Below are 13650 nucleotides of genomic sequence, written 5' to 3'. Positions count from 1 at the left end.
CTCGGCTCCGGTCCCGAACCGGACGGCCGCCCGCCACACCAGCGCCGGGTCACCGGTCGGGTCGGCCGCCGCGAGCAGCAGCAGCGCGCGGGTCCGGTGCGGGAGGGCGGCCACGCGCCGCTGGAAGCTCTCCTCGATGCTGCCCGCGAGCGGTACCGGGCCGGGCAGCCCGAACCCGCCCGCCACCTCCGGGAGTGTCAGTCCGCGCGGCAGTTCGGTCAGGGCCAGCGGGTTGCCGCGCGTCTCGGCCACGATCTGGTCGCGCACCCGCGTGTCGATCGGCCCGCCCAGCACCGTGGCCAGCAACGTGCGGGCGTCGGCGTCCGGCAGCCCCTCGACGGGCAGCTTCGGTATCCCGGCCAGGTCACCGCTCGGCGTACGGGCCGCGAAGATCAGGCCCACCGACTCCGTCCCCAGCCGGCGGGCCACGAACGCGAGGACCTGCGCCGACGCGCTGTCGAGCCACTGCCGGTCATCGACCAGGCAGATCAGCGGCTGTTCGTCGGCGACCTGGGACAGCAGGCTGAGGACGGCGAGACCGACCAGGAACCGGTCCGGCGCCGGCCCGGCGCTCATCCCGAACGTGGTCCGCAGCGCGTCACGCTGCGGCGCCGGAAGCGCGTCGACCCGCTCCAGCATCAGGACGCAGAACTGGTGCAACCCGGCGAACGCCAGCTCCATCTCCGACTGCACGCCCGCGACGCGCGTCACCCGGCAGCCCGGCGCATGCTCCGCCACGTGGTCCAGCAGCGCCGTCTTGCCCACCCCGGGCTCGCCGTGCACGACCAGCGCCCGGCTCTCTCCCGAGCGCACGGCCTCGACGAGCCGGCCGAGCACCCCGCACTCGGCACCGCGACCGGTCAGCTCTGCCGAACGCCTCCGTACGGGCAGATCTCCGGGCCCCCACACGGCGCTCACTTTATTGGCCTTGGCCCGAATGACCGGTCGCACTACCCACCGGTGGCCAGCCACCGGGGGATACGGCCGCGCGTCGATCGGCCACAGGCTTCGGGTAGTCCGAGAGTGACGGCCCGCAACGGGGCCCGCGCCCGATCATGGAGTGACACACCGATGACCACCGTCCATCACTGTTATGCGACCGTCCAGGGACGGCGCCTGTTCTACCGGGAGGCGGGGCCGGCCGACGCCCCGGTCCTCGTACTGCTGCACGGCTTCCCGACCAGCTCGTTCATGTTCCGCGGCCTGATCCCGGCGCTCGCCGACCGCTACCACGTGATCGCGCCCGACCACCTGGGGTTCGGCCTGTCGGACGCGCCCGCGGCAGAGGAGTTCGACTACACCTTCGACGCGCTCACCGACCTGACGGCCGGCCTGCTCGCCCACCTGGGCGTCACCCGCTACGCGATGTACGTCCAGGACTACGGGGCGCCGATCGGCTGGCGCCTGGCGCTTCGCGACCCCGAGGCGATCACAGCGATCGTCAGCCAGAACGGCAACGGCTACGACGCCGGCTTCGTCGAGGACTTCTGGCGCACCGTGTGGGCGTACCAGGCCGAGCAGACCGCGGAGACCGAGGCGGCGATCCGCCAGGCGCTCACGCTGGACGTCACCCGCTGGCAGTACGTGACCGGTGTCGCCGACGAGACGCTCGTCAGCCCCGACACCTGGCACCACGACTACGCCCTGCTCTCCCGGCCGGGCAACGACCGCGTCCAGCTCGCGCTGTTCCTCGACTACGCCACGAACCCCCCGCTCTACCCCGGCCTGCACGAGTACTTCCGCCGGACGCAGGTACCGATGCTCGCCGTGTGGGGTGAGGGCGATGAGATCTTCGGCCCGGACGGCGCACGTGCCTTCGCCGAGGACCTGCCGGATGCCGAGATCCACCTGCTCCCGGGCGGCCACTTCCTGCTGGAGAGCGCGCTCGACCAGGTCGCCGAGCTGATCCGGGACTTCCTCGGCAGGACAGTGGCGTGAGCGGCCCGCTGTACGAGCAGAGCGTGCTGGTCGTCGGGCGGGCCGGCGGGATCGCCCGCGCCGTCGTCCTCGCGGCACGCGACGCGGGAGCACGCGTCGTCGCCGCCGGCCGCGACCGCGAGACCCTTGCCGAGGTGTACGCCGGTGAGCCCGCGATCCGCACGGACCATGTCGACCTCACCGACGAGGACTCCATCGCGGCTCTCGGCGAACGGCTCGGCACCGTCGACCACGTGATCTCGACCGCGTCCGCACGCGCACGGGGACGCGTCGCCGACCTGGATCGCGACGCGCTCAGGCGGTCCTTCGACACCAAGGTGATCGGCCCGCTCATGCTCGCCAAACACCTGGCGCCCCGCATGGCCGCCGACGGGTCGATCGTGCTCTTCTCCGGCGTCGCCGCGACGAAGATCACGGTCGGGACGCTCGGCGTCGCCATCACCAACGGCGCCGCCGACGTGCTGGCACGCTCGCTGGCCCTGGAACTGGCGCCGATCCGGGTCAACGCCGTCTCGCCGGGCGTGATCGACACCGGCGCGTGGGACGCGCTCGGCGAGGACGGCAAGGCCGCGTACTTCGCCGACCTGAGCGCCCGGAACCCGGCCCGCCGCATCGGTACGGTCCACGACGTCGCCAACGCGGTTCTCTTCGCTCTGACCAGCACCTTCCTCACCGGCCAGACGCTGCACATCGACGGCGGCGAGCCACTGACCTGACCGCCTCCGCGCGGGGAGATCGACGACCGACGGGCGGGGCATGGGATGGCCGCTCTTCGAGCCCTTGAGTGCCTGGTGGAGGCCCGGCCGGTGACGGCGGTGGCCGCGTCGCACATGTCGCAGCCGGCACTGTCCCATCAGATCTCCGCGCTGGAACGTGAGCTGGGCACGGCGGTGGTGGCACGCCTGTTCCCGTTCAGCCTGCGTCAGCGTCACCGACATCAGCCGGGCGGGATGTTGTAGAACAGCCGGAACACGTTGGCCGGGTCGTAGGCCTTCTTGACCTCGGCAAGGCGCCGGTAGAGCTCCGGCCCGTACGCCTCCTCGACGCCGTCGGCGGTCGTCGCCTCGTCGGCGGAGAGGAAGTTGATCATCTTTCTCTCCGCCGACCAGGGTCGCAGGACGTCAACGACCCGCGCCAGCCGCGCCCTCAGTGAGATCGCCTGGTCGGGGGCGCCCACGCCGAAGGCGAACACCACGAACGGCAGCCCACGCGTGGACACGGCGTTCGGCACGGCGGGCGGGCGGTCGAACGCGCCTCCCAGCGACCGGATCTCCACCGCCGCCAGCGCGCACCCGGAGTCCGGCCCCACCACCTCGACCAGCGCGTCGATTGCTTCGGCCGGCAGCTCACGCAACATCGTCGTACGGTCCCAGTACGGGAGTGGGTCCACCGGGTCGGCGTGGATCTCGCCGATCGCGCGGAAGGGCTTGTCGGACAGGGTGTCCAGCAGTACGGGCCCGAGCGCCCTGAGGGGCGCGACAAGCCGCTCGGCGTCGGCCGCCGGGCCGAGATGGGCGACGCGTACGTGCACGGTGAACGCCCCGCGCAGTGGCTCCGGGAGCGCGGGGTCAGGCGGTAGCCGCAGCACCGAGACGGACGATGTCATCTCCTCAGGCAGGTCGCTCACCCAGGTGCGCCAGGCGTGCAGCACCTCGGCGGTCCGCTCGCCCGGGAAGTAGAGGCCGCCGCCGTAGAAGCGGGTGACCGGGAACAGGTCGAGCTCCAGGCTGGTCACGACGGCGAAGTTCCCCTTGCCCCCGCGCAACGCCCAGAACAGGTCCGGCTCGTTGCCGGCGTCCACGGTGAGCATCTCGCCGTTCGCCGTGACGACCTCCAGGGACCGTACGTGGTCGGCGGCGAACCCTCGGCTCCGCCCCAGAACCGGGCTCTGCCCGCCGCCCAGGACGTAGCCCGCCACCCCGACGCCGGGGGCCGAGCCGCACAGTGGCGCGAGTCCCTCTCGCGCGGCGGCGTCGACCACCTCCTGCCAGAGGGCACCGGCCTCGACGCGGACCGTCTGCCGCTCCGCGTCCACGGTCACGCCCTTCATCCGGCGCGTGGTGACGAGTACGGCGCCGTCCGCGGGGAGCGGGATCTGATGCCCGGTGGTCTTCACCGCGACCGCGAGCCCCCGCTCCGCGGCGAACGTCACGGCGGCGGCGACGTCCTTCTCCGAGGCCGCGGCCACGACGACGGCGGGCCGCAGGGAGAGACTCAGGTTGTAGGTGGCGCACTCCTCCGCATACCCGTCCTCGCTGGGCAGCATGACCGCGCCCTCGACCCTGGCGGCGAGCCACGCGACATCGTCCCGCGCTAGTGCATTCGTGTAAATGTTGCCAACATCAGACATATGAAATGAATTTATCCGAGGAAATAGCATGAAAGGCGATGTTCTGCCGACGCTGGCTAAAGGTGCAGAATTAACGGCACTTTCCGGCGGGGCGGCGCGCTCGTCGGCCAGGCCGACGCCGTGGCTCGGTGAGGGCCTGCCAGGCCCGCCAGAACGCGTTTTGGACGAAGGGTGAAGCGAGGCCGAGCCCAGGTGGCGCGGTCGCGTATTCCTCCGTCAGCGATAGCCCTCGGCGGCGAGCGCCGAACGCAGTTTCCTCCGTGCGTCGAAGACCACCTTGTAGACGGTGTTCCGGTGCACGTTCCGCCGGCTGCCGAGCGCGGCCGGGGAAGCGCCGTCGAGCGCGGTGGCCAGCAACGTCGTCCGCTGCCGCTCGGTCAGGGCGGTGTCCACCACCCGTGCCACGGCGGTGAGCAGGTCACGAACCTCCACAACGATCTCCGGCTGGAGGTCACGTGCGGCCGGCTCGTCACGCCGGTCCATCGCCTCCAGCGACGTGACCGGCCTGCGCCAGAAGTGCCTGCTGACCTTGCCCGCCACCTCGTTGAGCACGAACCGGTGAGCCCACGTCGTGAACCTCGCGTCACCGCGGAACCCGGATGCCTTCCGGAGGATCGCGACGACCGCGTCGGCGGTGGCCTGGGAGGCGATGTCGTCGATCTCCGGGCCACGGACGCCCAGGGTGTGGCCGAGCCGGCACGCCTCCGCGCGCGCCGGCCCCAGCAGCAGCCTGTAGAGGCTGGCGACCGTACGCTCCCGTTCGGGCCCGGTCGCGGTCAGTCCCCGCACCCAGGCGTCGTCCTCATCCGCCGTCTCGGCGTCGCGCGTCGCCTTCGCGCCGACCAGGACCGGTGACGCGAGCGGGGTGTTCCGCGCCGCTACCCGCATCTCTGCCCGTCCGGACCGGTGCGGGCACGACCCTTGCTCCCGCCGTCCTGGCCCGTCTGCATGCGGTGACTCCTTCGTGATCGTGGATTGCGCCGCCGGTCCCTCGCGACGAGGACACGGACCACGACGTATGCCGCCCGACCGCGCTGCCGAATCGGGCCTGTTCACCGTAAGTGGTGCCCATCTCGCCCGGCTACGTCCATTAGGCCCGGCATCTCGGCTCCAAAGTTCAATCACGCCGGCGGATCTTCGCCAGGAACCCCCGGCGAGGAGTGCGGCGTGTCGCAGCTGGACTGGGCCGTTCGGGCATTCACGAAACCTTGGTGTCACCAGGATCAGCGCCGACGATGAGGACCTTGCCCGCCGTCCCGGTCATTCGCTCCGGACGGAGGCTCGACGACGGCGACGCTCACGCATCGCCGGTCTTCCTCAGGGATGAGGTTCCCTCGCGCGTCGTAGGAGCTCAGTGAGGAGGTTTGCCAGGAGACGTTCGGGCCTACGAGCGTATGCCGGTCAGGCGTCGCTCCGGCCGGGGATCCGGTCGCCCGCCCGGGGGGAAGGACCTCCTCGAGGCGCCGCCGGAGCGTGGCGTCGAGGACCGGCAGCTTCTCGTGCAGCTCGCGCAGGCTCTCGGCGAAGCCGGCGCGGTGAGCGTCGGCGGGGCCGGTGTTCTCCGTGGCCCAGCGCACGAGGATCCCGGCGACCACGTTTCCGCTCAGCCGGAGGGCGGCCTCTCCTCTCCGATGGCCCCGCCGCCATCGCTCCAGCGCGTCGGCGAGGTGGGTCCCGGGGACCGGCAGGACGCCCTCGGCGTACTGGCGCAGTGCCTCCGGCTCCGGCAGAACATAGGTCATCGGACGTTCGCCCACCTCGCGTTCCACGCTTCGGGCGGTCCCTGGGGCCCGGTTTTTCACGGTGAGCTTCACCGTGGTGCGGTAGGTGTACACACGGTCGAAGTCGCGTTGAGTCTGTTCGCTGCCGCCGTCGTACGCGGCCGCGTGGACGAACACCGACGGCCCCAGGGACCCGGTGATGCGCAGAGGGCCGGTCGGCGCGTCTGCGGTGTACGTGCCGTTGAGGATCTCCGGCAGTCTTTCGTGCGGGCCCGCCGTCCCGGTGAACGCGCCGGCCCCGCCGGTCAGCTCGCCGACGGCGTCCGCGAGGACGCCGTCGGCGAAGTAACGGACCGCACGCGAGAGGATCCCGGGTGGTGTCAGGACGGTCCCGGTGGACGCCACGGGAGACCTCGCCGCGTCTTCTGGCCGGCGCTCGTGGCGAACCTCCCGCTCGCCCATGGCCGGCTCGGCGGCGCTCGCTCGCTCGATCACGGCGTCGAGTGCGCGTTCCGCGCCGTCGGCACCGCCGTCCGGGTCCTCGCCGAGGTCGGTGATCGGCACGGCGGCCGGTGGGCGGGAGAGCGGGTCGAAGGTGTGGATCCCCCCGCTCTCGTCGGCCCAGTGGGACCGGACGGTCCCGTCCGGCCGCGTGACGTCCAGCCGTACGGGCGCGCCGAGCTCGTACGCGACGTCGCGCGCCAGACGCACCGGGTCCAGCGCGAACATCGCCGCCTCCGGCGGCAGCTCCGCCGGGCCGCCGTCCTCGTTGTCCCAGCGCATCCCGTGCACCCGGTTGACCTCGTTGACGATCGCGGTGATCTCGTCCTCGACCGGACGGCGCAGATCGCCGGTCAGGTCGTCGTCGTCGCGGCTGAGCCGGTCCCGGTAGAGCCCGAGCGAGGCGGGCGTGGCGAGGCCCGGCTCCAGTACGCGCGCCTCCCGCAGGTCGGTGAGCATGGTGGCCACCGCCCACCGGAGCATCCTGCGGTAGTGCCGGACCGTCGCGTCCGGTCCGACCGTGAGCACCAGCGGGCGACCGGCGCCGATCCGCTCGCGGATCTCGGTGACGACGGCCAGGTGGGCGCGGGAGGCGGGGTGGCGGTGCCGTGCGGCGGTCCCGAGGAGTGTGTGGACGTCGAACGTCGGCGCTGTGGCCAGGCCGGCCCAGGCCCGTCGGTCCACGCGTTCCCTCAGCCCCGCCTCGGCCTCGCGCCGGCCCTTCGCCTGGTCGGCGAGCAGTTGCCGGTACTGGGCCTCGAACATCTCCACGTACACGTCGCCGGTGACCGGGGCGCTTCGGACCGGACCGCCCTCGTCGTGGTCCCGGCGCATCAGATGCCGGTGGACCTTCTGGCCCTCCAGCCGGAACCTCCCGCGCATCCGGATCAGCAACGTCGGGCCGATCTCCTTGGCGTGCTGCTCGCGGCGGTAGTTCTCGGTGCCTGAGCTGTTCTGGCCCACGGAGGTGACCCGGCTGCCCGCGTTGCCGGTCCCCCAGTTCTCGTCGGGCCGCTGGGGCAGCGTCGTCGCGTGGGAGGCGGACGGTGAATGGACCGCGTCGGTGCCGTTGACGGCGTACTCCGCCGTGGCCCGTACGTGGTCGGAGGCGTTGTTGACCGAGGTGCCACTCTGGTGCTTGATGTACCGGCCGGTGCCGGTGCCGCCGTCGGTCATCCGTCCGATGACCTGCGCGTCGAACAGGTCGCCCTGGAGCCAGAGGGCGGCGCGTTCCGTCGAGTTGCCGGGGATGAACAGCTCGTCGGCCAGCTTGTACCGGTCTCCGCCCGTCGCCGCGCGAATGTGGTTGGTCAGATGAGACCTCGACAACAGCACCGGCAGCGACAGGCTCGAACGCGTCTTGGGGTCGTTCGCCCTGGCGCCCAGGGCCTTCTCGTACCAGGCGGGGCCGAACATCGAGCCCAGCATCGTGCGCGAGACGGGGAGCAGGCCGTCGAGCACGACGCCGGTGACGTACGCGTTGCCCGGCAGCTTCGGCAGCGGGACCAGATCGCGGGCCGGCTCCGGGCCACGGATCAGGCCCGCCTCGGCGAGAGCGTGCGGCACCTCCAGGTTCAGCGTGCCGCTCGCGGTGGCCTCGGCCTCCGCGCTGTGGCGCGTCCACTGGTCGAAGCGGGACGTCAGCAGGTTGTTCAGCGCACGCCCCGGCATCTTCAGCCGGCGGACCCGCACCCTCAGCTCGTGGCTGAACCGTACGGCGTAGTGGTCGGCCCAGTCGTAGACGGTCTGCTCGCTGACGGCGCTCTCCGCTCGGGTCGTGCCCCGGTGGTGGCCCTCGGACATCCTGATGTCGACCGGGCCGCCGACATGAGCGTTGCCGTCGTTGAGCTTGGGAAAGACCCACGCTTGCGAACCGTCCCGCGACCGGGCCGTGCTCGTGCCGATGTAGCCGTGGGAGTAGACCTCGATGCCGGTGTTCCACCGGCGGTCGTACACCTCCGGGGCGGAGGTCAGCAGGTCGGTCAGGTTGATCTCGACCACGTCGGCCAGCATCCAGCCGATGGGGTTGACCAGGTAGAGGGAGAACCCCTCCTGGGACAGGACGTCCTCCCACATGGCCTGGTCACGCCCCTCGGCCAGGATCGACTGCAACGCGTCGACGCCGCCCTGCATCCGGCCGATCCGCCGTCCACGGCCGTCCCAGATCCCCGCGTCGGCCGCCAGCAGACCCGGCGCCACGCGGTCGACCACTTCTCTGACGATCTGGAAGGTGGTACGCCCGTCGCTGTACTTCAGCTCGTACACGCCGGAGTGCCCCAGGAACCGGCCGCCCGGATCCTCGCGGGTGAGGTACTCCGGCATCTCCATCAGGTGGTACGGGCGGCGCGGGTTCGCCAGGCGCCGCCCGAACACCGCGTTGAACCGGTCGCGTACCTCCGCTGACGAGATCGGTGTCCCGCCCGCCGTGTGCAGCCCGGCCAGTTGCAGCACGAGCGCGTCACGGTCGGTCGGCGCTCCCGGCCCGAGGTCGGGCACCTCGTCACGCCAGCGGATCAGCGTCCGTGCCACCACGTCGCCACTGAGCCATGACCGGCCGTCGCGCCACCGGTCCAGGGCCTCGGCGAGCCGCTCGTCGGTGAGCCGCCCCCGTCCTTCGGCGTAGGCGACGACGTCGGCGGGCGTCCGGGGGCGCAGGTAGGGGTCGTCCGGGGCGCGCAGCTCCCACCCGAACTCCCGGTTGAAGTCCTGCCTGGCCTGTTCGGTCAGGACCGGGGCCGCACCGGTCGCGTGCACCCGCGTCAGCAGGCGTGCCAGCTCACCGCGGAACCACACGTCCTGCGGCCGGCCCGGGTCTTTCGTCCGCCAGCGCACGAGGATCCTGGCGACCAGGTCACCGCTCATCGGGAGCCGGCCCGTGTGCCAGCGGAGCATCGCGTCCCTGAGCCGGCGATCGGAGATCTCCAGGCGGCCTTCGGCGTACTGGAGCAGCGCCTCCGGCTCTGGCAGCAGGAAGACCAGCGTGCGGCCCTTCACCTCCTCGGTCTCGTTGACGATGCTGCTGGACCAGAGTTTCGTGAGCTTCTCCCGGCGGCTGGCGACCGTGAAGTCCACGGTCGTCTCGAACGCGTACACCCGGTTGAAGTTGAGCTGCAACAGCTCCTTGCCGCCCGTCCGACCGTTCGTCGAGGACCGGTTGCGCTGCCAGTGCCGGTTCGCGTCGGCCTCGGCGTTCAGGTAGACGTCGCCGACGTTGCCACCGGCGGCGACGTCGAGCTGGTCCCAGTTGAGACCGCCGGCCCTGGTGTCGGCCAGCTGGCTCTCCGACAGCCACAGTTTGATCAGGCCGAGCACGAACTTGTCGGTGGTGGCGCCGGTGAACCTGGTCGGGCCCAGCGTGCCCCGGATGTCCACGGCGCCGAACGTGTCGCGGAGGACACCCGGCTCGAACGGCCGGTCGGTGGTGTACTCCCCCCGGAGGATCTCCTTCAGGTGCGCCCGCATCTCGATCGTGCCGGTGAAGGTGTCGCGTTCCGAGGACGCCGTACCGGCCGGGTCGGTCATCCTCCCCAGCGCGGTGACGGCCTCGTCGACGCCGGTCGTGTCGAGGAAGTAGACGACGCCCTGTTCGAGCACCTCGCGCGGCGTCGGGCCCGCTGACACCGGGCCCTCCTCGGTACCCAGCGGCGGCAGGTACGCCCGTGCCGTCTGCGCGGGAACCTCCAGCGGGGCGGGGTCACGCCGGCCCCGGAGGAACCGTCCCTGGTGACCGGAGTGCTGGTACTCGACGGTGATCTCGTAGTCGCTGGTCAGCTCGAACTCGTCCACCGTCCCCGGGTACTCCAGCAGCTCGGGGCGGTTGTTGAGGAGGTTCAGCGAGTCGGCGGCGCCCCTGATCCGCTGCCACTCCACACCCATCACCGCGGTCCTGAGCTGGTTGAACAGCCCCTTGAGCTTCAGCCCCCAGGCGACCTTCCGCGTGTGGCTGACGAAGAGCCCGGCGCTGTCGAACCCCATGGCCAGGTTGACCGTGTGGAACTCGTCCGTGCTGCGGATGAACCTCGGCGGACCCGCGTCGTTCCGGCGTGCCCTGATGGTGACCTTCGCCGCGTCGATGTCCCAGTCCACGCCCGCACGGCCACGGCGCCGGCGGAGGGTGAAGGTCATGCCGTTCTGGTGGATCTGGTCGTAGTGGGAGTCCAGCCCACGGCTGGAGACCATCTTGTCGAAGTTCTCGGCGTTGTCGATCAGGCTGTCGATCGTGTTGCCGTGCCCGGACCACGTGTAGCCCGCGAACGGATCGTCCTCCTGGGCGGGGAGGAACCCCTGGGCGCGCAGCTCCGGCATGAGCTTCGCGCGGATCTGCTCGACGGTCCCGTCGTCCACCATGACCAGGCCCATCCCGATGCCCTTGCCGTCGGCGACGTACTGCGGCACGGGCTTGGGAGGCGGATCGCCGGCCGGGTCGGCGGTGCCGCGGACGGCTCCCGCCTCGTACTCCCGCTCGCCCCCGTGCTCGGGCGGCTCCTTCAGCGCCGTCCGGTCGACGGACAACCCGTGCTCGTACGCGGCCGCCTCGGGTATCCGGACCAGGGTCTCGCTCTCGACCTCCCTCGTCGTCCGTGGCACGCGCGTCTCGTCGTCGCCGCGTACCGTCACCGTCGCCCGGTGGGAGAACGACATGTGGTAGCCGTTGGTGTAGGAGGTGTTCCGCGGCACCAGCACGTTGAGCCCGACCCGGCCCGCGGAGATCCCGTCGACGTTCGAGGACGTGTAGGACAACGCGTAGGTGCTGATGGCGAGCTGGCCGGCCGCTCCCGGGACCGGCGCCAGATCGAACTCCAGACTCGGGACCGTCGCGTTGCCGGTGTTGGTGAGGGTGTGGCTGCCCCTCGACCCGTCGATGGCGGTCCGGACGTTCTCCACGTGCGCCTTGTCGCTGGTCGCGCCCACTCGTGGCGCGCCGTCCCGCCGCCTGGACCTGACCCGCACCATCGCCACCGGCCGCCCGTTGTCGTGCAGGGTGAACCAGTACCCGCCGCCGGTGTTGACCGCCGCGTCCAGGTGCATGTTCAGGTTCCACAGTTTCTGCAGCAGCTCCTGGCGGATCGCGCTCCCCAGGGGCAGCGTGAGCCTCCCCTCGGCCAGCGCGGCCACGATCTCGTCGAACAGCCGGGGCAGGCCGGTCATGCCCGACGCGTAGAAGAAAGACGGCAGCCTGTCGCGCCTGACCTCCTCTCCGACCGCGGTGACCTGCCGGGGGTCGGCGGTGCCGAGGTAGTGGTCGGGGATCCACAGCAGCAGACGCTCACCGGCCGACGCGTCGAGCCGGTGAGCGGGTGTCGCGGCCCAGGTCAGATCCGGTTCGCGGCGGACCTTGAACGACCAGCGCGCGGTGTAGGCGACCAGCCTCATCTCGCTGCGGTTGTCCTCGACGTGGCCACCCTCCGCATCGGAGACGTGGGTGTTCGACCGGTTCGACTGGTTCGCCGTGCCGGAGAGCGAGAGGCCGACCCTGACGAGGTTGAGGACACCGGGCGTCGCGCCGATCCCGAAGGTGAACGAAAGCGCACCACGCGTGGCACTCGTCTGCCCGGCCTGCACCTGAACGTGCGCGCCGGTCGCGAACACCGAGTTGATGGTGCCGACGCCGCGGCTCGTCCCCTCCACGGAGGCCTGGTCCGAGGACGACGGCGCCGACCCGGCCGGGTCACGCGGCACGTACGGGTCGGTGGCGTCGAGGCCGACCAGCAGCTCGCCGTCCCCGACCGGCACCTGGAGGCCGCTGTCGCCCGTCGGGTCGTTCATGCCGAGGTACGGATAGTTGGCCAGGAACCGGTGTGGCAGCAGGGCGAGCTCGTTCTCGGAGTACCGTACGCCGGCCGTGTCCAGCTCCTGCCGGATCCGGCGCATCAGCTCGGCCAGCTGCGGCAACCCGGCGCGTGGGACGCCGATCGAGCGGATCACCGGGTCCGGCTCAACCGGCGTCGCGGCCGGCTCGGGCGCGCCTCCTTCGGCGCGGAACGCGGAGAACAGCCCGCCGACGATCGGCTCTCCCTCGACCACGCCCGGGTAGAAGACGCGGAACCAGTCCTCCGGAGGAGGCGTGTCCGAGGCGGCTCCGCTGGAGCGGCGCGAGGTCACGTGTCCGACGCCGTGCACCACCGTGTGCGGCGTGGCCAGGACCGGCCGGTCCAGCGACCGTGACAGGGGTTCGGCCACGGCCGCACCGCCGTCGATCAGCAGGTACGGGATGGCCTCAGGCGCGCTCCGGGCGATGGCCGCCGCCATCGCCTCCACGGTGACCTCCTCGTCACCGGCCATCACCCGGCCGCCCCGTACGGTGCCGAAGACGGCCACTCCCCCCTCGGGCACCATGTCCGCCAGGCCGGCCATCCTCGCGGCGAAGCGCTCCGCCGAACCCTCCATCGGGGCACCGGGGAGCAGGATCGCCAGCGGGCTGTTCTCGCGCCGGACCAGGTGCGTGCGGTCGAGCACGTCCTCGACGCGCATGCGGGGTGGCCGGTCCGCGCTCGCGGGTTCCGGTGCCTCCAGCGTGGTCCCGTCCGGTGTGAAGGTCACCACTCGCGCCTCCCTGAGCGGGGGCATGCGGTCGTCGAGGGGACGCAGGTCGGCCGGGACCCTGGTGACCAGGTACGTGCCGCCGGCGCTCGGGTCGAACATGTGCAGGCCCGCCGCCGTCCGTACGAGCGTCACCGCGTGCCGCTTCCCGTCGCGGTCGTGGTACGCGACCACGGCCGCGCCGGGCACCTCCTCGGCCACGGCACGCCACGAGGTCGCGGCGCTCCACGGGGCCGTGTCAAGATCTGTTGCCAGGTCGAGGAGCGCCCGCGAATCCGGCACCGGCAGGAGACCGGCGGCGAGCCGCAGTGACGTCTCGACCCGGTCGCCGCGCCTGTTCGCGGCGAGCGTCTTCGCCAGGGACTCCAGTGCGGAGAGGGACGCCCGTGCGGATCGGCCGGCCGCGTCGTGACCGGGCTCCCCCGCCGACCGCGTCGGCATCAGCCAGGGCCGGGCGGTCCGGTCCGCCCCCGGCCCTTCCCCGGTGTCCCGAGATGTGGATGTCCCCGAGAGGCGATCGGCCGTGCGGCGATCCTCGATCAGGAGGGCCTGGACGCAGGCGGAACCGCCTCCCGCGCCACTCCACGTCGACGTGCGCCA

At 71.7% G+C, this 13650-nt stretch carries 7 protein-coding genes; 3 read left to right on the top strand and 4 right to left on the bottom strand.

What is annotated here, in order from left to right; genetic code table 11:
* Positions 1–909 (bottom strand): AAA family ATPase (locus ACFFNX_RS05945; protein WP_378196392.1); only part of this gene is annotated, 909 nt, incomplete at its 3' end.
* Between the two features lie 162 nt (positions 910–1071).
* On the opposite strand from ACFFNX_RS05945, the gene ACFFNX_RS05940 reads away from it, so the two are divergent.
* The 3 genes from ACFFNX_RS05940 to ACFFNX_RS05930 are packed head-to-tail and all read left to right on the top strand — an operon-like array spanning position 1072 to position 2897.
* Positions 1072–1938, top strand: coding sequence for an alpha/beta fold hydrolase (locus tag ACFFNX_RS05940; protein ID WP_378196389.1), 867 nt, complete (start codon positions 1072–1074; stop codon positions 1936–1938).
* A complete protein-coding gene (locus ACFFNX_RS05935; RefSeq protein ID WP_378196386.1) occupies positions 1935–2654 on the top strand; it encodes an SDR family oxidoreductase in 720 nt (239 codons plus the stop codon). The genes ACFFNX_RS05940 and ACFFNX_RS05935 overlap by 4 nt, the downstream gene beginning before the upstream one ends.
* A 45-nt stretch (positions 2655–2699) precedes the next feature.
* Positions 2700–2897, top strand: coding sequence for a helix-turn-helix domain-containing protein (locus ACFFNX_RS05930; protein ID WP_378196383.1), 198 nt, complete (start codon positions 2700–2702; stop codon positions 2895–2897).
* Here ACFFNX_RS05930 and ACFFNX_RS05925 read toward each other — a convergent pair.
* The 3 genes from ACFFNX_RS05925 to ACFFNX_RS05915 form a co-directional block, all read right to left on the bottom strand.
* Positions 2876–4288, bottom strand: a complete 1413-nt coding sequence (locus ACFFNX_RS05925) for an FAD-binding oxidoreductase (RefSeq protein WP_378196381.1) — start codon at positions 4286–4288, stop codon at positions 2876–2878. The genes ACFFNX_RS05930 and ACFFNX_RS05925 overlap by 22 nt on opposite strands.
* Positions 4289–4504: 216 nt before the next feature.
* On the bottom strand, positions 4505–5176 hold the full coding sequence (locus tag ACFFNX_RS05920; RefSeq protein ID WP_378196378.1) for a sigma-70 family RNA polymerase sigma factor: 672 nt from the start codon (positions 5174–5176) through the stop codon (positions 4505–4507).
* A 335-nt stretch (positions 5177–5511) separates the two neighbouring features.
* Positions 5512–13491: a hypothetical protein gene (locus ACFFNX_RS05915; RefSeq protein ID WP_378196374.1), complete on the bottom strand. Its 7980-nt coding sequence runs from the start codon at positions 13489–13491 to the stop codon at positions 5512–5514.
* Positions 13492–13650 lie beyond the last annotated feature (159 nt).

The organism is Actinoallomurus acaciae (genome assembly GCF_042429965.1).
GTDB lineage: Bacteria > Actinomycetota > Actinomycetes > Streptosporangiales > Streptosporangiaceae > Actinoallomurus > Actinoallomurus acaciae.
Note: the sequence above shows the minus strand (reverse complement) of the source record. Positions and strands in the feature narration are given on the sequence as shown.

Bases quoted from the DNA above. Each gene is read 5' to 3' on its own strand.
- ACFFNX_RS05940 (WP_378196389.1), top strand. From the start codon at position 1,072: ATGACCACCGTCCATCACTGTTATGCGACCGTCCAGGGACGGCGCCTG.
- ACFFNX_RS05930 (WP_378196383.1), top strand. From the start codon at position 2,700: ATGGCCGCTCTTCGAGCCCTTGAGTGCCTGGTGGAGGCCCGGCCGGTG.
- ACFFNX_RS05925 (WP_378196381.1), bottom strand. From the start codon at position 4,288: ATGTCTGATGTTGGCAACATTTACACGAATGCACTAGCGCGGGACGAT.
- ACFFNX_RS05920 (WP_378196378.1), bottom strand. From the start codon at position 5,176: ATGCGGGTAGCGGCGCGGAACACCCCGCTCGCGTCACCGGTCCTGGTC.
- ACFFNX_RS05915 (WP_378196374.1), bottom strand. From the start codon at position 13,491: ATGCCGACGCGGTCGGCGGGGGAGCCCGGTCACGACGCGGCCGGCCGA.